A 24,487-nucleotide genomic window follows, 5' to 3' on the forward strand; every position below is an offset into this window, starting at 1 on the left:
CGTTTTCCATTAATAACGTTAAACGCAAAAAAGAAAAAAGGGTTGAGACGAAAATCTCAACCCTTTTGTTTGTCTATCTTCGTACTAAAAGATCATTCACGTTCGTGAAGTGGAGAAAACTCACGTTGTGTTTCGCCAGTGTATAGCTGACGAGGACGACCGATGCGGTTCAGTGGATCGCTGTGCATTTCGTTCCAGTGAGCAATCCAGCCGATGGTACGAGAAATCGCGAAGATAACCGTAAACATAGAAACTGGAATACCAATCGCTTTAAGAATGATACCTGAGTAGAAGTCTACGTTCGGGTACAGCTTCTTAGACACGAAGTACTCATCAGAAAGCGCAATGCGCTCAAGTTCCATTGCAACGTCTAGCAGAGGGTCTTGAATGTTTAGCTCTTTGAGAACTTCATGACACGTTTCGCGCATTACTGTCGCACGTGGGTCATAGTTCTTGTAAACGCGGTGACCAAAGCCCATTAAGCGGAATGGGTCATCTTTGTCTTTCGCGCGGTCTACATATTCAGGGATGTTATCGACGCTGCCAATCTCTTCTAGCATTCTCAAGCAGGCTTCGTTTGCACCACCGTGAGCAGGTCCCCAAAGGGATGCAATACCAGCGGCAATACATGCAAATGGGTTCGCACCAGAAGAGCCAGCTAGACGAACAGTTGATGTCGACGCATTCTGTTCGTGATCCGCGTGTAGAGTGAAAATCTTATCCATCGCACGGGCAACCACAGGATTTACTTCATACTCTTCGCAAGGGTTTGCGAACATCATATGCAAGAAGTTCTCTGCGTAGCTAAGGTCGTTACGAGGGTAAATAAATGGCTGACCGATAGAGTATTTGTAACACATCGCCGCCAGTGTTGGCATTTTTGACAGCAGACGGTACGCTGCAATTTCGCGGTGTTCGTCGTTGTTAATGTCAAGAGAGTCGTGATAGAAGGCTGCAAGTGCTCCAACTACACCACACATTACCGCCATTGGGTGAGCATCGCGTCGGAAGCCATGGAAAAAGCTTGCGATTTGCTCGTGTACCATTGTGTGACGAGTAACGGTCGTTTTGAATTGCTCGTATTGTTCTCGGGTAGGGGCTTCACCATAAAGAAGGATGTAACATACTTCTAAGTAATCTGCGTTATTGGCTAATTGATCAATCGGGAAACCGCGGTGCAAAAGAATACCTTTGCCGCCATCGATGTACGTGATTGATGATTCACAAGATGCAGTGGCAAGAAAACCTGGGTCAAAAGTAAAGTAACCATTGGCTCCCAGCTTACGAACGTCAATTACAGGTGTACCTAGCGTACCGTCCATAATTGGCAGTTCGATTGGCGCTTGACCTTCAACATGAAGGGTCGCTTTCTTATCCGCCATAACAATCTCCTTTGTTTATTATTTAATCCGTCCAGGATGTTTATGTGCCATTTTTGTACTGTTGTTAAAGCTTAAAGTCAATTTTTCTCCATCTTTGTGTGCACTTGTTATGATTTTTCTCATGAAAATCGTTAAAAATCTGTTCTATGTAGCATAATTTGTTACACCAATTGTATTAGAATGTTGCTCGCCGTATATTGGCAAAGAAAATTTTAGTTAAATCCTTATAAATTCGGGGCTAGAAACAAAGTGTGAGGTTTGTTGCTGGATTCCGTTTGTTAACAAATTGTTTACAATTATCTGGGTGGTTACTCGCGATATTTGTTAAATAGATGTTAACTTTTGTACGTTTGGAAGCTGAAATTGGTTATAACAATAAATGCTCAATGGAGCTGAGTGAGCAAGCCCGTGAAAGAAAGAAAGTCAAGACCTGTTAATTTAGATTTACAGACCATCCACTTTCCTATCACAGCAATCGCATCCATCCTACACCGTGTGTCTGGGGTAATTACGTTTGTTGCGGTGGGTATATTACTGTGGTTACTATCCATTTCTCTGTCATCCCCAATGGGTTTTATGGAAGCCGCTGACATCGTCGATAGCTTCTTCGTAAAATTCATCCTGTGGGGAATTCTTACTGCACTTGCCTACCACATCGCAGGTGGTATCCGTCACTTATTGATGGATCTAGGTCACTTTGAAGAACTAGATTCAGGCACGATGAGCGCTAAAGTCGCGTTTGGTGCAACAGCAGTATTATCATTATTGGCGGGGATCTTGGTATGGTAAAACACGTATCTTCATTTGGTCGTAATGGTGTACACGATTTCCTACTAATTCGTGCAACTGCAATCATTATGACGCTATACACGATTTATCTGATTAGCTTCTGTGCATTTTCAGATATCTCTTACGCATCTTGGACCCAATTCTTTGGTGGTACCTTCACTAAAGTATTCACCATGTTGGCACTTGTCTCGATCCTGATTCACGCTTGGGTTGGTTTGTGGCAGGTATTAACTGATTACATTAAGTGCGCGAAACTACGTGGCGCACTACAACTTGGTGTTATTGCCGTGCTATTCGGCTATGTCTTCTCTGGTCTATTTATTCTGTGGGGTGCGTAAGTGTCTATTCCAGTTCGTGAGTTTGATGCCGTAGTAATCGGCGCTGGTGGTGCAGGTATGCGCGCTGCACTACAAATTTCAGAACAAGGCCTATCATGTGCTTTGTTGTCAAAAGTATTTCCAACACGTTCTCATACTGTGTCTGCACAGGGTGGCATTACTGTTGCTCTGGGTAACTCGCACAAAGACGATTGGCAATGGCACATGTACGATACCGTTAAAGGTTCCGACTACATCGGTGACCAGAACGCGATTGAATACATGTGTAAAAATGGTCCTGAGTCAGTTATCGAGCTTGAAAAAATGGGTCTTCCATTCTCTCGTTTTGATAACGGTACCATCTACCAACGTCCATTCGGTGGTCAATCTAAAGAGTTTGGTGGTGAGCAGGCTGCTCGTACAGCCGCTGCTGCAGACCGTACTGGTCACGCACTTCTTCACACGCTTTACCAGCAAAACGTAAAACACAAAACAACCATCTTCTCGGAGTGGTACGCTTTGGATCTTGTGAAAAACCAAGACGGCGCAATCATGGGTTGTACTGCGATTTGTATGGAAACGGGTGAAATCTGTTACTTCAAATCAAAAGCAACCATTCTAGCTACAGGTGGTGCAGGTCGTATTTACGCATCGACCACTAACGCGCACATCAACACGGGTGATGGCGTTGGTATGGCACTTCGCGCAGGCGTTCCAATGCAAGACATGGAAATGTGGCAGTTCCACCCAACAGGTATTGCTGGCGCGGGTGTTCTAGTGACGGAAGGTTGTCGTGGTGAAGGTGGTTACCTTCTAAATAAAGATGGTGAACGCTTCATGGAGCGCTACGCACCAAACGCGAAAGACCTTGCTGGTCGTGACGTGGTTGCTCGTTCAATGATGATTGAAATTCGTGAAGGCCGCGGCTGTGATGGTCCTTGGGGTCCACATATCAAGTTGAAACTTGATCACCTTGGTAAAGAAGTACTTGAATCACGTCTACCAGGTATCTGTGAACTGTCTCGTACATTTGCACACGTTGACCCTGTGAAAGAGCCAATTCCAGTAATTCCAACTTGTCACTACATGATGGGTGGTGTACCTACTCAAGTCTCTGGCCAAGCAATTAAGCAGAAGGCCGACGGTAGCGAGATGGAAGTACAAGGCCTTTACGCATGTGGTGAGATTGCTTCTGTATCGGTACACGGTGCTAACCGTCTGGGCGGCAACTCATTACTAGACTTGGTCGTATTTGGTCGTGCTACTGGCTTGCACCTTGGCGAAACGCTAGCAGCGCAAGCAGAAGCTCGTCCTGCAACAGAATCTGATATTGAAGCGTCTCTAGCGCGTACTATGCGTTGGGAAAACAGCACTGGTGGTGAAGATCCAGTTCAGATTCGTAAAGACCTACAAGCATGCATGCAAAACAGCTTCTCGGTATTCCGTGAAGGCGATGCGATGGCAACCGGTCTAGAAGAGTTGAAAGTGATTCGCGAACGTTTGAAAGATGCGCATCTAGCGGACAAGTCTTCAGAGTTCAACACGCAGCGTATTGAGTGTCTAGAACTTGATAACCTGATGGAAACCGCGTTTTCAACTGCCGTTGCAGCAAACTACCGTACAGAGAGTCGTGGCGCACATGCTCGTTTCGATTTCCCTGAGCGTGATGATGAGAACTGGCTATGCCACTCTATCTACAATCCGGAAACAGAAGCGATGACTAAGCGTGATGTGAACATGACGCCAACGCATCGTGAAGCTTTCCCGCCGAAAGTACGTACATACTAAAGGGAGGATACGACTATGAAATTAAACTTCTCTTTATACCGTTACAATCCGGATGTGGATACCAAGCCTTACATGAAAGAGTATACCCTTGAGGTAGACGAAGGCTCAGACATGATGGTGCTTGATGCATTGATTCTGCTAAAAGAGCAAGATCCAAGCATCGCGTTTCGTCGCTCATGCCGTGAAGGGGTATGTGGTTCTGATGGTTTGAATATGAATGGTAAAAACGGCCTAGCGTGTATCACACCGTTATCTGCTCTACAAGGCGATAAGATAGTTATTCGTCCACTACCAGGGTTACCTGTCGTGCGCGATCTTATCGTTGACATGACGCAGTTCTATGATAACTATGCGAAAGTTAAACCATTCTTGATTGATGATGGTGCATTACCACCATCACGTGAGAACCTACAATCGCCTGATGATCGTGCGCATTTAGATGGATTGTACGAATGTATCATGTGTGCATGTTGTACAACGTCTTGCCCATCATTCTGGTGGAACCCTGATAAATTCATCGGCCCAGCTGGTCTTCTCGCAGCGTACCGTTGGCTAATTGATAGCCGCGATACGGCAACAGATGAACGTTTGTCTGATCTTGATGATGCATTTAGCGTTTTTCGTTGCCATGGCATCATGAATTGTGTAAGTGTTTGTCCTAAGGGATTAAATCCGACGAAAGCCATCGGTCACATTAAGTCGATGTTGGTTAATCGTTCGGTTTAATTTACTCGCTCTTAGGAATGTCGCAGTGTTGCGGATCACCCGATATGACCGCTTCACTGCTTCAGTAATATTCGAGTAAAGAATACAAAAATTGCCGACCGTATTTTTAGTCGGCTCTTATAGCTCGGCAAAGACCGAAGCAAACGTGAAAACTACTGGTTAAGGGAAAATATGCACAACGGCGTGATGAAGGCATGGCTCGAGTCTTCACACTTGGCTGGCGCCAATGCAACGTATGTAGAGGACCTCTACGAACTGTATCTAAGTGATCCCGATCTGGTAAGTGAGGAGTGGAAACGTGTTTTTGAAGGCTTGCCTAAGCCATCAGAAGAAGTGGCAGAACAACCACATTCACGTGTCCGTGACTACTTCCGACGACTCGCTAGAGAAACAAAGCATTACAATGTCCAAGTTAGTGACCCAGATGTCGATGCAAAACAAGTAAAAGTTCTACAGCTAATCAACGCATACCGTTTCCGCGGGCATGAAGCTGCAGAATTAGACCCACTAGGTCTATGGCAACGCCCAACAGTGGCGGAGTTAGACCCTGCTTTTCATAATCTTACCGAAGATGACTTCGAAGAAACTTTCAACGTAGGTTCTTTTGCTGTTGGGCAAGAAACCATGAAGTTGAAAGATATCTATGAAGCCCTCAACAAAACTTATTGCGGTTCCATCGGTGCTGAATACATGCACATGACTGACACAGAGCAAAAGCGTTGGATTCAGCAACGCCTTGAGTCTGTCGTAGGCCAGCCATCATTCAACAAAGATGAGAAGCGCACATTCCTAGAAGAGCTAACAGCCGCTGAAGGTTTGGAGCGTTACCTCGGGGCGAAATTCCCAGGTGCAAAACGTTTCTCTTTAGAAGGTGGTGATGCGCTGATTCCGATGACGAAAGAGTTGATCCGTCATGCGGGTACAAGTGGAATGCGTGAAGTGGTTATCGGTATGGCTCACCGCGGTCGTTTGAACATGCTGGTGAACGTACTTGGTAAGAAACCTCAAGACCTGTTTGATGAGTTCGCCGGTAAACACGACGAAACTTGGGGTACGGGTGATGTGAAATATCACCAAGGTTTCTCTGCTGATTTTGCGACTCCTGGCGGTGATGTTCACTTAGCACTTGCATTTAACCCGTCGCACCTAGAAATCGTAAACCCAGTAGTCATGGGCTCAGTTCGAGCACGTCAAGATCGCTTGGGTGATAATCAAGGTAGCAAAGTGCTTCCTATCACCATCCACGGTGATTCTGCAATCGCTGGTCAGGGTGTGGTTGCCGAAACGTTCAACATGTCTCTTGCTCGTGGGTTCCAAGTTGGTGGTACGGTACGTATCGTCATCAACAACCAAGTAGGCTTTACGACGTCTAATCCTCGTGACACGCGTTCTACGATGTACTGTACCGATATCGCGAAGATGGTGCAGGCGCCAATTTTCCATGTAAATGCAGATGACCCAGAAGCAGTTGCTTTTGTTACTCGCATTGCATTGGATTACCGTAACGAGTTCAAGCGCGATGTCGTGATTGATCTTGTATGTTACCGTCGCCACGGCCACAATGAGGCGGATGAGCCAAATGCGACTCAGCCTTTGATGTACCAGAAAATCAAAAAGCATCCTACACCACGCAAATTGTATGCAGATGTTCTGATCGATAAAAATGAATCAGATATCGAGACAGCGACTCAGTTAGTCAATGAGTATCGCGATGCATTAGATCGCGGTGAAGTGGTTGTTAAAGAATGGCGTCCAATGGCGTTGCACTCTGTAGACTGGTCCCCTTACTTAGGGCACGAATGGGATATGGAGTGGGATTCAAAATACGACAAGACACGCCTTATTGAGCTAGGCAATCGTCTGTGTCAGTACCCAGAAAGCCATAAACTGCAAAGCCGTGTTAATAAGCTATACAACGATCGTCTAGCAATGATGACCGGTGAAAAAGCCATTGACTGGGGTATGGCTGAAACATTGGCGTATGCTACATTGGTTGACGATGGCAAGCGTATTCGTCTTTCTGGTCAGGACTCGGGTCGTGGTACTTTCTTCCACCGTCACTCGGTTCTTCATAACCAAACCGATGCAAGCACTTACATTCCATTAGCGAATATTCATGACAACCAAGGGCCATTCCAAGTCTTTGACTCAGTATTGTCAGAAGAAGCAGTGTTGGCGTTTGAATACGGTTACGCAACAGCCGAACCAGGTGGTTTAACTATCTGGGAAGCACAGTTTGGTGATTTTGCCAACGGTGCACAAGTTGTTATCGACCAGTTTATCTCGTCAGGCGAGCAAAAGTGGGCGCGTTTGTGCGGTCTTACTATGCTTCTACCTCATGGTTATGAAGGTCAAGGTCCTGAGCACTCATCTGCACGTTTAGAGCGTTACCTTCAGCTTTGTGCTGAGCAAAATATGCAGGTTGTGGTTCCTTCAACACCGGCTCAGGTGTACCACATGATTCGTCGTCAGGTTGTACGCCCAATGCGTCGACCTCTCATTGTTATGTCGCCGAAATCTTTGCTGCGCCACCCTCTATGTACTTCAACGATTGAAGACTTGGCGGATGGTACATTCCAATCTGCAATTCCAGAAGTAGATGATTTAGAACCAAGCAAAGTGAAACGTGTCGTGTTCTGTGCTGGTAAGGTTTACTTTGACCTACTAGAGCAGCGCCGTAACAACGAGCAAGACGATGTTGCTATCGTGCGTATTGAACAGCTTTACCCATTCCCAATGGAAGAAGTACAAGCAGCAATTGCTCAATACACTAACGTTGAAGACTTCGTGTGGTGTCAGGAAGAACCTCAGAACCAAGGTGCTTGGTACTGTAGCCAACATAACTTCCGTGCCGCTATTCCTGCAGGTGCAAATCTTAAATACGCAGGTCGCCCAGCTTCTGCTTCGCCAGCAGTTGGCTACATGTCGGTGCACTTGAAACAACAAAAAGCGTTGGTTGAAGACGCTCTGAACGTGAACTCAAAAACTTCGAATTAAGAACTAGAAGTTAAAGGAAGAAACAGATATGACAATTGAAATTCTGGTTCCAGATTTACCTGAATCAGTTGCTGATGCAACCGTAGCGACATGGCACAAACAACCAGGCGACGCAGTAGAGCGTGACGAGGTTTTGGTTGACATCGAAACAGACAAAGTTGTGCTAGAAGTTCCAGCTCCGGAAGCTGGCGTTTTAGAAGCTATTGTTGAAGCAGAAGGTGCGACAGTACTTTCTAAACAAATCATTGCTAAATTGAAGCCAGGCGCAGTTGCAGGTGAACCAACTGCAGACAAAACAGAAGGTACTGAAGCATCTCCTGATAAGCGTCACAAAGCTGCGCTTAGCGAAGAAAGTAATGACGCATTAAGCCCAGCAGTGCGCCGTTTATTGGCTGAACATGGCTTAGAAGCAAGCCAAGTGAAAGGCACTGGTGTTGGTGGTCGTATTACGCGCGAAGATATTGAAGCGCATCTTGCGAACGCTAAATCTGCGTCAAAAGAAGACTCGCCAGCAGTGGTTGACGTGCCGGCAGCGGCTCGCAGTCAGAAGCGTGTTCCAATGACTCGCCTTCGTAAGACAGTTGCTAACCGTCTGCTAGAAGCGAAGAACAACACGGCAATGCTAACGACGTTTAACGAAGTGAACATGAAACCAATCATGGACCTTCGTAAGCAGTACAAAGATCAGTTCGAAGAGCGTCACGGTATTCGTTTGGGCTTCATGTCTTTCTACGTGAAAGCAGTAACAGAAGCGCTTAAGCGTTACCCAGAAGTAAATGCTTCGATTGATGGCGATGACATTGTTTACCACAACTACTTCGACATTAGCATGGCGGTATCAACGCCACGTGGTCTAGTTACACCTGTCCTAAAAGACTGTGACAAGCTTGGTTTCGCTGATGTTGAAAAAGGCATCAAAGAGCTGGCTATTAAAGGTCGTGATGGCAAGCTAACGGTAGACGAGCTAATGGGCGGTAACTTCACTATCACAAACGGTGGTGTGTTCGGTTCACTAATGTCTACACCAATCATCAACCCACCTCAATCAGCGATTCTTGGTATGCATAAGATCCAAGAGCGTCCGATGGCAGTGGATGGCAAAGTTGAAATCTTGCCGATGATGTACCTAGCGTTATCTTACGATCACCGCCTAATTGACGGTCGTGAATCAGTTGGTTTCCTAGTAACGATTAAAGAGTTACTAGAGGACCCAGCACGTCTCCTATTAGACGTTTAATATCGCTAAAACGTCTAGTTATCGTAGGTAGCTAGACGTTAAAAATTTCAATGGCTAGACTAGCTCAACGTTTGGCCTTCATTTGAATCCTTCAGTATGAGAACTCATGATGAAGGATTGATTTGAGAAGACCCTACAGACGTACAAGCAGCCAAGACTGCAGCGTTATGGAAATAATAAATCCCTTAAGGGAAAAACAAACGGAATATCGAAATGAATTTGCATGAATACCAAGCCAAACAGCTGTTTGCAGAATTCGGTTTGCCTGTGCCAGAAGGCTACGCGTGTGATACACCACAAGAAGCTTTTGAAGCCGCAGGCCGTATTAGTACAGCCAAGAAAGTAGTTAAATGTCAGGTTCACGCTGGTGGCCGTGGTAAAGCGGGTGGCGTAGAGCTACACGATACAAAAGAAGGCGTTAAAGAGTTTGCACAGAAGTGGTTAGGTAAAAACCTAGTGACTTACCAAACAGACGCAAATGGTCAGCCAGTAACAAAAATCCTTGTTGAAGAAGCTTCAAATATTGCGAACGAACTATACCTAGGTGCGGTAGTTGACCGTGCTAGCCGTAAGATCGTTTTCATGGCTTCTACCGAAGGTGGTGTGGAAATTGAAAAAGTTGCGGAAGAAACGCCGGAACTCATCCACAAAGCAGCAATTGACCCACTAGTAGGTCCACAAGCTTACCAAGGTCGTGAGCTAGCGTTCAAACTTGGTCTTGAAGGCGACCAAATCAAACAATTCGTTAAGATCTTTATGGGTCTTGGCACTATGTTCTCTCAGTACGATCTTGCTCTGCTAGAGATCAACCCACTTGTGATTACTGGCGAAGGCAACTTGCTATGTCTTGACGGTAAGATCAACATCGACTCAAACGCACTGTATCGTCAGCCTAAGCTTCGTGAAATGCACGATCCTTCACAAGAAGATGAGCGTGAAGCACACGCAGCTCAGTGGGAGCTGAACTACGTAGCACTAGACGGTAACGTTGGCTGTATGGTTAACGGTGCAGGCCTAGCAATGGGTACGATGGATATCGTAAACCTACACGGCGGCAAACCAGCTAACTTCTTAGATGTAGGTGGCGGCGCGACGAAAGAGCGTGTTGCTGAAGCATTCAAGATCATCCTATCTGATGACAATGTGAAAGCGGTACTTGTTAACATCTTCGGTGGTATTGTACGTTGTGACATGATCGCAGAAGGTATTATCGGTGCGGTTAAAGAGGTAGGCGTAAGCGTACCTGTTGTTGTTCGTCTTGAAGGTACTAACGCTGACCTAGGTCGCGAAGTTCTTGCTAATTCTGATGTTGATATCATTGCTGCTGAGTCGCTAACTGATGCTGCTCAGAAAGTTGTTGTTGCTGCGGAGGCTAAATAATGTCTGTATTAATTAACAAAGACACTAAAGTAATCTGTCAGGGGTTCACTGGTGGTCAAGGTACTTTCCACTCAGAGCAAGCTATCGCATACGGTACGCAAATGGTTGGTGGTGTGTCTCCAGGTAAAGGCGGCCAAACTCACCTAGGTCTTCCTGTATTCAACACAGTTCGTGAAGCAGTAGAAGCGACTGGTGCAACAGCGACAGTCATCTACGTACCAGCACCTTTCTGTAAAGATGCAATCCTAGAAGCGATTGACGCGGGTATCGAGCTAATCGTAACGATTACTGAAGGTATCCCTACTACAGATATGATCGACGTAAAAGTGAAGCTAGAAGAAACTGGCGTTCGCATGATTGGTCCTAACTGTCCGGGCGTTATCACTCCTGATGAGTGTAAGATCGGTATCATGCCTGGTCACATTCACAAGAAAGGCAAAGTAGGTATCGTATCTCGTAGCGGTACTCTAACTTACGAAGCAGTTAAACAAACCACTGACGAAGGTTTCGGCCAGTCTACTTGTGTTGGTATCGGTGGTGACCCAATCCCGGGTTCAAACTTCATTGATATCCTAAAACTGTTCCAAGAAGACCCTGAGACAGAAGCGATCGTTATGATCGGTGAGATCGGTGGTACTGCAGAAGAAGAAGCAGCAGCATACATTAAAGAAAATGTAACGAAGCCAGTGGTTTCTTACATTGCTGGTGTAACTGCACCTCCTGGTAAGCGTATGGGCCATGCTGGTGCGATTATCTCTGGTGGTAAAGGTACTGCTGAAGACAAATTTGCTGCACTAGAAGCGGCTGGCGTTAAAACTGTGAAATCTCTAGCAGAGATCGGCCAAGGTCTACGTGAAGTGACGGGTTGGTAATCGACCACACTACTTAATAAGTATTAAAAAGCCTGCGACTTCGCAGGCTTTTCTTTTTCCGTTCCCGTGGGTTTATGTTTGTTGTTAGCAAGGTCTTTCGCGTTTAATACTCAATGCGATTATGCTTTGCTTTTAATCAGCTGGCTCAGCATAAATAAGGATGTTGCGCTGATCACTACGGAAGGGCCGGCCGGTGTATCGAAGTGCCATGATAGGCTAAGCCCCATCAGTACTGCCACAGAGCCAATAATGGATGCGAACAATGCCATTTGCTCTGGTGATGAAGAGACTTTACGTGCTGTTGCGGCTGGGATAATTAGGAGCGAAGTCATGATCAACGCGCCAACGAACTTCATACCTACTGCGATTACTACACCCACCATTAGCATTAACACCAATCGAACTAAGTCTGTATTCACGCCCTCAACAGCGGCAAGTTCTTCACTAACAGTGCTAGAAAGCAGTGGGCGCCAGAAGACGTACAAACACGCACTCACCGCAACAACACCTGCGTAAATAAACATCAGATCTTGTGGAGAGACGGCAAGTAAGTCCCCAAATAGGTAGCTCATTAAATCGACGCGCACGTTTTCCAAAAAGCTAACCGATACTAAACCGATAGAGAGTGCACTGTGTGCCAAGATACCTAACAACGTGTCTGTAGCCACAAGTTGTTGCTTTTGCAGAGTGACAAGCAAAACGGCCAGAGCTAAACAGCAGACGAGTAGCGCAAGGTAGAGATTTACGTTGAGCAAGAAGCCCAGCGCTAGGCCCATTAACGATGCATGAGCTAGGGTATCTCCGAAGTAAGCCATTTTACGCCAAACGACAAATGACCCAAGTGGACCGGCAATGATCGCAATACCAATACCAGCAAGAATAGAAGGTAGGAGAAACTCAATCATGATGGTGATGTCCGTGTTTATGGTGGGAGCATGATGTCGCATCACCGCTTACTGGCGTTCCGGATAAATCGTGATGATGGTGCTCATGGTCGTGATGATAAAACGCGAGAGACTCTCTCGCAGCATTGCCAAATAGTGCGATGTAAGAAGGGTGCTGAGTAATAGTGGCAGGTGAACCTGAGCAGCAAACATGGTGATGCAGACAAATAACATCGTCCGTTTTCGCCATCACTAAATGTAAGTCATGCGACACCATAAATACGCCACAATCAAAGCGGTGACGAATGCTCTCAATTAAGTCATAGAGATCGATTTGACCTTGGATATCCACACCCTGAGCTGGTTCGTCTAATACCAACAGCTGAGGACGCTGAAGCAGAGCGCGCGCCAGTAACACTCGTTGGTTTTCACCACCGGATAAGCGATGCATATTACTATTAAGTAAATGTTCAGCGCCAACAAGCCTTAATGCATCAATGCACTCCTGCTTACTGTATTTTCCTGCTAAATTTAGGAAGCGGTTTACATTCAATGGAAGGGAGTCATTGAGCTTCAACTTTTGAGGAACGTAACCAATTTTCAGTTTTCTTTGTCGGTTCAACTTGCCGCTAGTCGGCTTTTGAAGACCTAAGATAACTTTGACTAACGTTGATTTTCCCGCTCCATTGGGACCAATTAGGGTAGTTATTTTGCCCTTTTCTAATTCCATACTAATGTTATCGAGAACTCTGCGGCCATCGAACTCGACGCATAACTGCTCAAGATGGACTAAGGAAGACATGAATGAAACTCATTTGCAAATCAATAATGTTATAATGTAACATTATCTCACTTTCCACGCCATATCCCAAGTAAAACTATGAAAAGAGCATTAATTCTTGCTGCCTCAGCAATGTTAACACTGCCAGCACAGGCGGTAACGGTACTGACGAGTATCAAACCTATTCAGTTGTTAGTAACAGAGCTTACTCAAGGAGTAACTTCACCAGACGTGCTATTGCAGTCTAACACATCACCCCATGACTATGCTTTGCGTCCATCGGATGTTAAAAAGGTCGCTTCGGCTGATTTGGTTATCTGGTACGGACATGATCTTGAACCGTTTCTAGAGAAAGTTGTTTCGGATAGATCGAATACTTTGACTATTAGTCAAATTCCAAATCTAGAATTGCGTGAATTTGATAGTGAGCACAACCATGACCATGATGGGCACGATCATGGCTCACATGATCCGCACTTTTGGCTAGGTGTAAGCCAAGCACAACAAGTGGCCAAGGCTGTTGTGAATCAACTTGTATCACTTGATCCGGAAAATGCAGCTCAATATCAAGCGAACCTCAAAAAGTTTGAACTCGAGCTAAAAGACACTGACCAACAGATAAAGCAGAAGCTGGCACCAGTAAAAAACAAAGGTTACTTTGTATTCCATGATGCTTACGGTTATTTCGAAGATCGTTATGAACTAAATCAAATGGGGCATTTTACTGTGAGCCCAGAACGCAAGCCAGGAGCGAAGACCTTAATTCAAATTCGTCAAAAGCTAAGTGGTGGAGATGTGGCTTGTGTATTTTCTGAACCTCAGTTTACCCCGGCTGTCGTTCAGAGCGTAATGAGAGGCAGTGATGTCGCTAAAGGCGAGCTTGACCCGTTAGGGAGTACAATTGAAGCAAAACCTGGCAGTTACTTTACTTTTCTCAACAATATGGCGAATAGTTTTGAGCAATGCTTGAACAAAAAGTCAGATTAAGTGCTGTCGTAATGTAGGAGTAGTCTTTTTAACGTGATCCAGTAGTAAGAATTACAACCTTTGGTAAGTCGAGCCTTTTCTCAGAAAGTAATTGAGATATCATTACCAATAATTATCAGCTCAAAATAACCGTATCAATCCATGTTTTACAAACGATGAACGGTCACTTTCAGAGCACAAATTGATACAAAAGGTTTTCGTCTTGCTACGCCAATTAGCCCTTGCTCTGTTGGGCTTCGTCTTATCCTACCAAGCATTTGCGCTTCATAATGCAAATGCAATCTTTTACCCTTTGCCAACTCAGGCAAAGGGTACTTTTATCGCGGCTAAAAAGTTGTTCTTGGGTGAAAAGGGCGGTTTGTGGATTCATGACGTACACGGGAGAGTCCTGTTTTACGATGGTCAAACTATATTGCCTAAATCAGGTAGCTTCCTACAAACGTCGGCCAAGCAGTTGGCCTATCATAAAGGTGCTTTTTGGACCTTTATTGAAAATGAGGTCTATCGAACTTATCCAAATCAGGAGCGACGTTTAGTCTTTAGTTTAAATCCAGGCTCACAAATAAGAAAAATAGGGTCTTCAAAGAACTATATTTGGGTGAGTGATGGCGCGCATTTCTATACCTACAATATCGACACTAGCGAGTTAAACTCTTTCTCTCTATTGCAGCTCTATCAACATAGTAATAATAGCTACGTTTACATTAATGATGCGGTGCTAGTTGAAACGAAGTGGGCACTAGCAACGACTTCCGGCTTCTATCTTTCTGAAGGTGATAAGTTTGACCATGTCGCTGCCTCAGGTCAAAACTACATTGAGAAAGTCTATTATTCACACACGCGAAGAGAAATTTTGATAGGTACATTGCGTGGCGCTTTAATTTTCAACATTTACCAGCCTGATAAAGAAGTGATTAGAATTGGCGGCTCACATGTTTTGACATTCGCAGAGACAAATCAAGAGTATTGGGTGGGGACAGAGCATGGCCTTTATTTGTACTCATTTTTTTCAGGTGAGGTCACCGAAGTCGCGCCTGCAAGTTTTCTTGAGTTAGAGTTAGATAACACGAAGATTTATTCGTTGTTGAGTGACAATATGGGAGGGATGTGGATTGCGACTAACCAAGGTATTCGTTATTACTCGCTATTTAGTAAAAAATTTGAACGAGTGACCTTTAGTAGTTATGACTCACACACCCTATCAGGACGAATTCGGCAAACTATTGAAGGTCCTGATGGTGCGCTTTGGTTTGCTGATGACCGAAAGATTTATCGTTCAGGAAAGAGTGGGATTAACCAAGTCTTAGAGTTGGAGTCGCAGATCAATGAATTTGCGTTTCAAAACGGCATGCTTTGGCTTGCAACCTTAAAAGGGCTGGAAATATTTGAGCTAAATGGTCTCAACAAGATTACATTTCCTTATTTACAGGTTATGGCCGGACATGCCGTAGAGCATGTGACCGTTGATGGTGATGACCGTCTTTGGGTATCAAGCGGATACCATCTTTACAATGTTGATACTGCTGCACAAAGCGTACGAAACTTTGGAAGTGAGTGGCTGGTAAGTCAGTATTTGCCTGCTAAGGTTACGCGCCTATATGATACTGAAGACGCCCTATTAATAGGCACCGATCATGGCGTATACCAATACAGTAATGACAACATCCAGTTTATCCGTTTTTCAGAAAAGTTTGGTGAATCATTAGACATGACCACGGCGGTTGATGGCAGCCAGTGGTTTGCTTCATCTTATGGTGTGTTTAAAACTGATACACGAAGCGATGAAAAACGTGTTGTTGAAATGAGTGAGCCCAACGCCAGACCTGCTTGCTTGATCAGAGACAGGCAAGGTGTATGGTTAGCTTCCTCTGTCGGTTTAGGCTATTACCACCTTTCGGGTGAGTTAGTGAAACATTACTCATCGTCATCAGGCTTAATGAACAATGAGTTCCTCCCTGGTATTTGTAGCGTTATACAGCAGACAGAAATTGGTGAGCGAGAGCTTGTTCTGGGGTCGAAGTACGGACTCGTAAAAGCAGAAGCATCCAAGCTGCTTGTATCTAATCCCCCAGAGTCTAAGTTTATTGTTAGCCAAGTTGTGCTTGAAAATGAAGTTCTGCAAGTTGGTAGTGCCGATCTGAATGGGCTCACACTGCCATATGGATCTTCGCTGAGTTTTTTATTCGGTGTGATGCCAAAACCAGACAGTCAAAACTTGTACTATCGATTGAACAACGATGACCCATGGCAAACGTTAGAGGGGGGCCAACTGACACTCGAGCACCTTAGTTCCGGTGAATATCACTTGCAGGTCAGTAATGAGTCTCAAGTTGCCGCTGGAGTCGTTGGTTTAGAATCTCACTTTATCGTCCTTCATCCTTGGTATCTATCGCGATTTGCTATTTTAGGCTTTGTCGTAGCTAGTATTGCGGTCGTTGCAGTACTCGTATTCTGGCGCTCGCGCTACGTTGTACAGGCTAACCGTGATCTAGCAGCTCAAGTGACCCTCAAAACGAATCAGTTAAGACATCAAAGTAGAGTGTTGCTTACGAGCAACCAGCAATTACGTAAACAGATTCAAGTTAGAAACCTACTCGTAGACCATGTAGCTCTATCCATAAAATCAAGCGTCGACTTTATTGTGGCGAAACTACCTATGCCTCTGGATACTGCGACAGAGGATCATTTGGCTAAAACGAATTGGCAGTTAAATGAACTCAAAAGTGTTCCAAGTGATGTAAGTGGTGGGAGCCAGAACTACAACTTGAGTCAGATAACTCAGTCAGTGGTTGATGTATGGCAAGATGACTTTGCAAAAGCGGGTATTTTGGTAGAGCTAGAAGATGAGAGCAAGCAGAGCCGGGTTGCTCTGGAAAGTTTTAATCTTGATGTTATTTTCAATAGCATTTTTGCCAATATCATCAAGCGCTCTTTCCGGGGTCAAACGGTTAGAATTATGCTAGAAAAGGGGCATGATATTGTGTCATTGAGCTTTCTTGATTACGGGACGCAATTACCTAATAAAGTCGCGACTGGGCTTCCATCTAACTTAAATCACTCTGAGTTGAGTATTGACCACCTTGCCCAACTAGTGACAACGAGTGGTGGTTATTTGGCTGTCTTCTCTTCTGATGCTCAGAACAAAGTCGAGATCACATGGCCATCTGCGAAGGAAAGGAGTTATTTGGATGAACCGCAGCAAGAATTCAATCCTGTAACTATTGCAGAAGATCAAGTCACACCAGAGAAAGAGTGGTTGCAAAAAGTCTATCAATTAGTGGCAGAGCATTACCATGATCCTGAATTTGGCACTGCGTCAGCCGCTAAAATGCTGTATATGTCTGAACGTTCTTTGCAGAGACGTTTTAAATCTGCCTCGTCAAGAACGTTAAAAGACTATGTCACAGAGGTGCGTTTGGAAACGGCGTGTGAACAGTTATTAGCGGGTGAGAAAATCAGTGAAGTCGCCTTTAACTGTGGCTTTAATGATCCATCTTACTTTAGCCAAAAGTTTAAGCTACATTTTGGTTTGCCCCCGTCCAAGTTTGCTTTGACTCAAGAAAGCCAAGAAATTAACTAGAAAACCTTCATTATACGCTCCCTAGTTAATAGTTAAGATGCTGGGGAGCTGCATGCAGTGCTCTATTATTGCTGCAGTTGCTAACGCAGTGAGTTTCATTGTTTCTTCATCACATCTAGCCTACAAATCCATTCTCAACACGTAAGCACGATCACGTTCTATCTGTTAGTCGCGATGTTCATAGCAATAAGCATAAATGGCTTCAAGAGAATGATTTATTGATAGTTGCAACAAATAAATGACAGTTGTATTGCTGTATCAAAAGAGCGTTGTTCATTTGGGTGAATGATGGTGTGCGACATTCGTGAAAACGAAAACTGTGTTGAAAAGATGAATAAGGTAAAGAAGTTTTGAAAGAGGTGAAAAAAAATATCGTGGTATAGCCGGGGGGACTATACCACGGGTGTCAAGGACACCTTCGCTTGCTGCCGGAGTGACATGTTGCCATGCCACCTCTGGAATTTATTAGAGAGGTTGCCCTCTCGGTGGAGTAACTATACGAGAGGTTACTTATTTTTCTTATAAAAATAACGCCATGTTTATATGAGAAAAGCGACAACGTTTGGTTTTTTACTTAACCAATTGTTTTAATTTGCATTTTTTGTTTTCTATCTTGGTTTGTGACATTTTTGTTTCGTTAGGTGTCATTTTTAAATGTTAATTTTGACGTAAATAACGAGAGGAAATTTACGAAGTTAACGTTTGAAAGCGTGAAAACATTTACGGAATCTTTGATTTCACACAAGGATTGAAGGGGTATAGGGGAGTAATATTGGCAACCTAAACTTATTAAATAATAATATTTCTCATTAGCAATACTCTTAAGGGCCACTATGAAGTTATCAGAGATTAATCCTGGCGATACGGTGACGATTCGGTTGTTAGATGGTCTTTCATCAGATATCAGAAAGAAACTCATGGTAATGGGGCTGCTTCCCAATACAGAAGTCAAAGTGATTCGACGTGCGCCAATGGGCGATCCTTTACAAGTCGAAGTCCGTGGTGTGTCTGTCGCATTGCGAGAAACAATTGCTCAGAAAATTGAAGTGGAGCGAGTGTAATGCAATATCAAGTGCTAACTGTAGGTAACCCTAATAGTGGTAAAACGACGCTATTTAATGGTTTAACTGGCGCAAAACAGCAAGTTGGTAACTGGGCAGGCGTCACGGTTGAAAAGAAAACGGGACAATTCAAGCATGCTGGGGATGAGTTTTTGCTCACTGACCTTCCGGGTATTTACTCATTAGACAGTGGTAATGATAGTAATAGTATTGATGAATCCATCGCATCGCGTGCGGTTCTAACTCATCCTGCTGATCTCATTATTAACGTGGTGGATGCTACAAGTTTAGAGCGCAGCTTATATATGACGCTGCAACTTCGCGAACTTGGTCGCCCTATGATTGTTGTCCTCAACAAGATGGATGCGCTAAAGCGTGAACGTCAGATGATTAACGTTGCAGAGCTTGAGAAAACGTTAGGTTGTCCGGTTGTCAGTTTATCTGCAACCAATAAAACTCAAGTGGCAGAGTTTAAAGAAAAGCTCCATAAATCCATCGTTCAAGGAGTGCCACTTAAAGAATTGTCTTTGCATTATGGTGAGAAGATGGAGTCGGCAATTCAAACGGTTTCCGCACTTTTTAACGACCAAACCGTCGCTCATCGTGCACTAGCGATTCGTGCGCTTGAAAAAGACACAATGGTGCTCAATAGTCTTTCTGATATTGATCGAAGCAAAGTCTTGGAAGTCATTACGACGTTAGATTTGGATATCGATTTGCATGTCGCGGATACTAAGTACACGCATCTGCATGAACAGTGTAAAAAAGTTCGCCGAAGCGAAGGCAAGTTAAGTCGTAGTTTGACTGAAAGACTCGACCAGTTTATTTTGAACAAGTGGATTGGAATTCCTTTCTTCTTTGTTGTTATGTACCTGATGTTTATGTTCTCGATTAACATCGGTAGTGCATTTATCGACTTTTTTGACATTGGTGTGGGCGCATTGTTGGTTGATGGTGGTCACCACTTGTTAGACGGTCATTTGCCTGTGTGGTTAGTGACGGTTCTTGCTGATGGTATCGGTGGTGGTATCCAGACGGTTGCAACCTTCATTCCGGTTATCGCGTGTTTGTACCTGTTCCTAGCGGTACTTGAGAGCTCAGGTTACATGGCTCGCGCAGCATTCGTACTAGATAAAGTGATGCAGAAGATCGGTCTACCGGGCAAAGCATTTGTACCGTTGGTTCTTGGTTTTGGCTGTAACGTACCATCAATCATGGCGACTCGTACTCTAGACCAAGAACGTGAGCGTAAACTGGCTGCATCTATGGCGCCATTTATGTCATGCGGTGCTCGTCTGCCTGTATACGCACTATTCGCTGCAGCATTCTTCCCTGGTTCTGGTCAGAACATTGTATTCGCACTTTACCTACTTGGTATTGTAGCAGCGATCTTCACAGGTCTTTTCCTTAAGCACACGCTTTACCCAGGTAGCAGTGACAGCCTAGTAATGGAAATGCCTGATTACGAACTTCCGACGCTACAAAACGTGGTGATCAAAACTTGGCAAAAGCTAAAGCGCTTTGTACTTGGTGCAGGTAAAACCATCGTTATCGTTGTTGCTATTCTGAGTTTCTTCAACTCATTGGGTACTGATGGCAGTTTTGGTAACGAAGACAGCGAAAACTCTGTGCTTTCTAAAGCAGCGCAAGTAGTGACTCCAGTATTCTCACCAATCGGTGTTCAAGAAGACAACTGGCCAGCGACGGTAGGTATCATTACTGGTATCTTCGCAAAAGAGGCGGTAGTTGGTACGCTGAACAGTCTATACACTACGCCAAGCGACGGTGAAGACGCAGAATTTGATCTAATGGGCAGCCTAGAAGAGGCAGTAATGAGTATCCCTGAAAACCTAGCCGGTTTGAGCTACTCAGATCCACTAGGCATTGAAGTGGGTGACTTAACTGACTCAAATGCCGTTGCCGAAGAACAAGAAGTCGATGCTTCTATCTTCGGTAACATTAAATCTCAGTTTGCTTCTGGCAATGCCGCATTTGCTTACCTAATCTTTATCCTACTGTACACACCTTGTGTGGCGGCGATGGGGGCTTACGTACGTGAGTTTGGTCATAAGTTCGCACGCTTTATTGCGGTTTGGACAATGGGCTTGGCTTACCTATGTGCGACGTTCTACAACCAATTGACGCATTTCGCAGATAGCCCAGTGACAAGTGGCATTTGGATGGCTGTGATCGTTGCTATCTTCTTTGGTACCTACCGTGTGTTCAAACAAGTTGGTAAGAAACAAAACGGTGCATTAGAGGCGCAAGTAGCATGATTTTAAAAGAGCTTTATCAATACATTGCAGACAAAGGAACCGTCTCCCAGTCAGATCTGGCTAAACAGTTTGGGATGAGTGAAGATGGCGCCGACGCGATGTTAAACGTGTGGATTAAGAAGGGCAAAATTAGCCGCCTAGTCGACACTAATAAAGCTCATGACGTGACTCGTGTTCGCTACTCAGTGACTAAACAAGATGGTTTGTCTCTGACAGTCACCATGTAGCGACTATCAAAATTAGTCACCTAAAAATTATCACGTAAAAACGACAAAGCCGCATCAGCAATGATGCGGCTTTTATTTTGCTGGTTATTGTTTGTGAATACAGCGAAATTAATGTTCTTCAGAGTGTTTAGTCGCGCCTAACCCTAGGAACTTCAAACCAAGACTTAAAACTAAAATCGAAATAGGTAATGTTAAGATCGTCCAATCTAAGCTGTCGAAGTTAATCAGCACGAGCTCTAAGAACTTCACAAACAAGATCACGATGATGACTTCAGCCAAAATGTTTTTTAGATGGCCGATGTTCGGGGTTCTGATCCAATGCAAAACCGACTGCTCTTGTGTTTTCGCTTTAGCTTTGTTGGAAATAAATAGTGTGTAGATGCCGTGAGCAAAGATGAACAAAACTAGTGCGACAAGAAACGTATCCAGTGACTTGATCAAATAAGCGATCGCGATGTCTGCTTTATCTAAATGTGCGAGTGCTTCTGGAGGTGTTTGATTGAGAATGAAGACCGCAAATGCCGAATAGGTTTTTGCTGCACCCATAAGAAAAAGCAAGAATGAAGCAGCCATGGAACAGATGATGGCGATCCAGCTGACGTATCGGAATGTGTTGAAGACTTGTTTCATGATGACCCTCTCTAACTGAGCTGGTAGTCTAAACAAGTTTTATTTTAGTGATAATCCCAGAAAAATGAGAAAGATTGTTACAAATACGTATTAATCTTTCTCTGTCTATTTCAGCCGTATTCAAAGGCGAATTATTTTCGCTTGCAGTTCTTATGCTTTTTGGAAAATAGAGCTCAGTGACAACACGTTTTTAATGCGACCAAGTAATTCGTTTTGCTCTTCTTCTGTACGGAATTCACCTTTGGTGTTACCCCAAACCGGTCCCGGCCATGCGACGTCATCTTTGAAGCGAGCAATATGGTGAATGTGCAGCTGTGGCACCATGTTACCTAGTGCGCCAAGGTTTAACTTGTCTGGACGGAATGTTGCTTCCAGTGCTTGGCTTACTGCCTGAGATTCTAGCAAAAACTGTTGCTGTTCTTTCATTGGCAAGTGGTGAAGCTCTTTTAGGTTTGCACGTTTAGGTACCAAAATAACCCATGGCACGGCATTGTCTTTATGCAGAAGTGCCACACACAGTGGGAAGTGACCGATAACGGTAGTGTCTTTTGCCAATTGAGGGTGCAGTTCAAAACTCATTATATTATCCGATTTGAATTGAATGACATCAGTATACGCCAGATAAAACAAAAGGTTGACGCTTTCACGCCAACCTTTTGAAATCATATCGATTCTCGATTCTCGATTCTCGATTCTCGATTCTCGATTCTCGATTCTCGATTCTCGATTCTCGATTCTCGAATCGCTTACATGCGCTCTAGAGTATCAATACCTAGTAGAGACAGACCTTGCTTGATGGTCTTCGCTGTTAGCGCTGCTAGTTTCAGACGGCTTTGTTTCACTGCTTCGTCTTCAGCAACTAGGATAGGGCACGCTTCGTAGAAGCTAGAGAACTGACCTGCTAGTTCGAATAGGTAGCTACACATGATGTGTGGTTGACCTTCGCGAGCGACAGATTGAACCGCTTCTTCGAACTGCATAAGCTTAGCAATAAGTGCTTTCTCTTTCTCATCAGTGATTTTGATGTCACCTTGGAGAGCGTCCATAGCAACACCAGCTTTAGCGAAAATAGAAGCTACGCGAGTGTATGCATATTGCATGTATGGTGCTGTGTTACCTTCAAACGCTAACATGTTGTCCCAATCGAACACGTAGTCAGTCGTACGGTGTTTAGATAAGTCAGAGTATTTAACCGCTGCCATTGCAACTGTTTTAGAGATCTTCTCTTTTTCTTCCGCATCTAGCTCAGGGTTTTTAGATTCGATCAGTTGTGCTGCACGAACTTCTGCTTCATCTAGAAGGTCGGCAAGGCGAACGGTACCACCCGCACGAGTCTTGAATGGCTTACCATCTTTACCAAGCATCATGCCGAACGCGTGGTGCTCAAGAGATACTGACTCAGGTACGTAGCCTGCTTTACGAACAATTGTCCAAGCTTGCATTAGGTGCTGGTGTTGACGTGAGTCGATGAAGTAAAGCACACGGTCTGCGCTTAGCTCTTCATAACGATATTTTGCACATGCGATGTCTGTTGTTGTGTATAGGAAACCGCCATCGCGTTTTTGAACGATAACGCCCATTGGTTCGCCATCTTTGTTCTTGTATTCATCTAGGAATACAACTTGCGCGCCATCATCTTCAACGGCAAGACCTTGTTCTTTTAGGTCTGCAACGATCTTAGGAAGCATGTCGTTGTACATGCTCTCGCCCATTACGTCGTCACGAGTCAGTGACACGTTTAGACGGTCGTAGTTGCGCTGGTTTTGGATCATGGTTACATCAACGAGTTTTTTCCACATTTCTGCACAGTACTCGTCACCGCTTTGCAGTTTCACAACGTAGTTTCGCGCCTTTACTGCGAAGTCTTCATCTTCATCGTACAGCTTTTTCGATTCGCGGTAGAAGCCTTCAAGGTCCGCAAGTTCCATAGAAACTTCGCCAGACTCTTGTTGTACACGTTCAAGGTTTGCGATAAGCATACCGAACTGAGTACCCCAGTCGCCGATGTGGTTCGCACGGATCACTTTGTGACCTAGGAACTCAAGAGTACGTACTACCGCATCACCGATGATGGTTGAACGTAGGTGACCAACGTGCATTTCTTTAGCAACGTTTGGTGCAGAGTAGTCAGCAACGATAGTTTGAGCTTCGTCTGCCGCAACGCCAAGACGTGAATCAGCCAGTGCTGCTTCCGCTTGTTTTGCTAGGAACTCTTCGCTTAGGAAAATGTTGATGAAACCAGGACCAGCGATTTCTGTCTTGCTCGCAATACCATCTAGGTCTAGAACATCCAGTACTTTCTGTGCAAATTCTCGTGGGTTAGTACCCAGTTTTTTAGCAACGCCCATTACGCCGTTTGCTTGGTAGTCACCAAATTGTGGCTTTGCTGATTGGCGTACTGCCGCAGGACTGCCTGCAGGTGCGCCAGCGGCTTCTAGAGCCTGAGATACTTTGTCATTAATAAGTGCTTGGATATTCACACGCGTTTCCTTCAATTCAAGGACGAAGAACTCGGCGAAATAAGTGCCGAGTTCTGTTGGAGTTCACAAAAATGGGGCTAATGATAACAACTT

The 24,487-nt window shown here is 44.6% G+C and carries 19 protein-coding genes; 13 read left to right on the forward strand and 6 right to left on the reverse strand.

Going from position 1 to position 24,487, the window contains the following annotated elements:
• Nucleotides 1-92: 92 nt before the first annotated feature.
• The gene (locus R7R78_RS15135) at nucleotides 93-1,382 is read right to left on the reverse strand and encodes a citrate synthase (protein WP_005382163.1); all 1,290 of its coding nucleotides are present in this window, start codon (nucleotides 1,380-1,382) and stop codon (nucleotides 93-95) included.
• 396 nt (nucleotides 1,383-1,778) lie between these two features.
• On the opposite strand from R7R78_RS15135, the gene sdhC reads away from it, so the two are divergent.
• From sdhC to sucD, 8 genes are all read left to right on the forward strand, one after another.
• On the forward strand, nucleotides 1,779-2,171 hold the full coding sequence (sdhC, locus tag R7R78_RS15140; RefSeq protein WP_017634811.1) for a succinate dehydrogenase cytochrome b556 subunit: 393 nt from the start codon (nucleotides 1,779-1,781) through the stop codon (nucleotides 2,169-2,171).
• Entirely contained in the window at nucleotides 2,165-2,509 is a 345-nt protein-coding gene (gene sdhD, locus R7R78_RS15145) for a succinate dehydrogenase, hydrophobic membrane anchor protein (protein ID WP_005382169.1), read from the forward strand. The genes sdhC and sdhD overlap by 7 nt, the downstream gene beginning before the upstream one ends.
• A complete protein-coding gene (sdhA, locus tag R7R78_RS15150; protein ID WP_005382172.1) occupies nucleotides 2,510-4,276 on the forward strand; it encodes a succinate dehydrogenase flavoprotein subunit in 1,767 nt (588 codons plus the stop codon).
• Nucleotides 4,277-4,291: 15 nt separating this feature from the next.
• Complete coding sequence (locus tag R7R78_RS15155; RefSeq protein WP_005382174.1) at nucleotides 4,292-5,002, forward strand: succinate dehydrogenase iron-sulfur subunit; 711 nt, start codon at nucleotides 4,292-4,294, stop codon at nucleotides 5,000-5,002.
• 171 nt (nucleotides 5,003-5,173) lie between these two features.
• Nucleotides 5,174-7,999, forward strand: coding sequence for a 2-oxoglutarate dehydrogenase E1 component (gene sucA / locus R7R78_RS15160; RefSeq protein ID WP_005382176.1), 2,826 nt, complete (start codon nucleotides 5,174-5,176; stop codon nucleotides 7,997-7,999).
• Nucleotides 8,000-8,027: 28 nt separating this feature from the next.
• Nucleotides 8,028-9,236, forward strand: a complete 1,209-nt coding sequence (gene odhB / locus R7R78_RS15165; RefSeq protein ID WP_005382177.1) for a 2-oxoglutarate dehydrogenase complex dihydrolipoyllysine-residue succinyltransferase — start codon at nucleotides 8,028-8,030, stop codon at nucleotides 9,234-9,236.
• A gap of 213 nt (nucleotides 9,237-9,449) precedes the next feature.
• The gene (gene sucC / locus R7R78_RS15170) at nucleotides 9,450-10,616 is read left to right on the forward strand and encodes an ADP-forming succinate--CoA ligase subunit beta (protein WP_225473936.1); all 1,167 of its coding nucleotides are present in this window, start codon (nucleotides 9,450-9,452) and stop codon (nucleotides 10,614-10,616) included.
• A complete protein-coding gene (gene sucD, locus R7R78_RS15175) occupies nucleotides 10,616-11,488 on the forward strand; it encodes a succinate--CoA ligase subunit alpha (RefSeq protein WP_005382181.1) in 873 nt (290 codons plus the stop codon). Before sucC ends, sucD begins: the two co-directional genes overlap by 1 nt.
• Nucleotides 11,489-11,607: 119 nt before the next feature.
• Here sucD and znuB read toward each other — a convergent pair whose 3' ends face one another.
• On the reverse strand, nucleotides 11,608-12,393 hold the full coding sequence (gene znuB, locus R7R78_RS15180; RefSeq protein ID WP_005382183.1) for a zinc ABC transporter permease subunit ZnuB: 786 nt from the start codon (nucleotides 12,391-12,393) through the stop codon (nucleotides 11,608-11,610).
• Entirely contained in the window at nucleotides 12,386-13,174 is a 789-nt protein-coding gene (znuC, locus tag R7R78_RS15185) for a zinc ABC transporter ATP-binding protein ZnuC (RefSeq protein WP_225473938.1), read from the reverse strand. The genes znuB and znuC overlap by 8 nt, the downstream gene beginning before the upstream one ends.
• Before the next feature lie 78 nt (nucleotides 13,175-13,252).
• Between znuC and znuA the strand changes: the two genes are divergently transcribed.
• The 5 genes from znuA to R7R78_RS15210 all read left to right on the forward strand — a co-directional run bounded on the left by znuA (nucleotide 13,253) and on the right by R7R78_RS15210 (nucleotide 21,284).
• Entirely contained in the window at nucleotides 13,253-14,140 is an 888-nt protein-coding gene (gene znuA / locus R7R78_RS15190; RefSeq protein WP_033906913.1) for a zinc ABC transporter substrate-binding protein ZnuA, read from the forward strand.
• A gap of 202 nt (nucleotides 14,141-14,342) precedes the next feature.
• A complete protein-coding gene (locus tag R7R78_RS15195) occupies nucleotides 14,343-17,720 on the forward strand; it encodes an AraC family transcriptional regulator (protein WP_225473940.1) in 3,378 nt (1,125 codons plus the stop codon).
• Between the two features lie 833 nt (nucleotides 17,721-18,553).
• Entirely contained in the window at nucleotides 18,554-18,781 is a 228-nt protein-coding gene (locus R7R78_RS15200) for a FeoA family protein (protein WP_005382190.1), read from the forward strand.
• Entirely contained in the window at nucleotides 18,781-21,057 is a 2,277-nt protein-coding gene (feoB, locus tag R7R78_RS15205) for a Fe(2+) transporter permease subunit FeoB (RefSeq protein WP_225473942.1), read from the forward strand. The genes R7R78_RS15200 and feoB overlap by 1 nt, the downstream gene beginning before the upstream one ends.
• Nucleotides 21,054-21,284, forward strand: coding sequence for a FeoC-like transcriptional regulator (locus R7R78_RS15210; RefSeq protein WP_005382192.1), 231 nt, complete (start codon nucleotides 21,054-21,056; stop codon nucleotides 21,282-21,284). The genes feoB and R7R78_RS15210 overlap by 4 nt, the downstream gene beginning before the upstream one ends.
• 108 nt (nucleotides 21,285-21,392) lie before the next feature.
• Here the strand turns inward: R7R78_RS15210 and R7R78_RS15215 are convergent, their stop codons facing one another.
• From R7R78_RS15215 to argS, 3 genes are all read right to left on the reverse strand, one after another.
• On the reverse strand, nucleotides 21,393-21,914 hold the full coding sequence (locus R7R78_RS15215; RefSeq protein WP_042523163.1) for a YqhA family protein: 522 nt from the start codon (nucleotides 21,912-21,914) through the stop codon (nucleotides 21,393-21,395).
• 150 nt (nucleotides 21,915-22,064) lie between these two features.
• Nucleotides 22,065-22,493 (reverse strand): HIT family protein, encoded by a 429-nt coding sequence (locus R7R78_RS15220; RefSeq protein WP_005446436.1) that lies wholly within the window; start codon nucleotides 22,491-22,493, stop codon nucleotides 22,065-22,067.
• Between the two features lie 167 nt (nucleotides 22,494-22,660).
• The gene (gene argS, locus R7R78_RS15225; protein WP_005388349.1) at nucleotides 22,661-24,394 is read right to left on the reverse strand and encodes an arginine--tRNA ligase; all 1,734 of its coding nucleotides are present in this window, start codon (nucleotides 24,392-24,394) and stop codon (nucleotides 22,661-22,663) included.
• Nucleotides 24,395-24,487 lie beyond the last annotated feature (93 nt).

It is taken from the genome of Vibrio sp. 2134-1 (assembly GCF_033339495.1).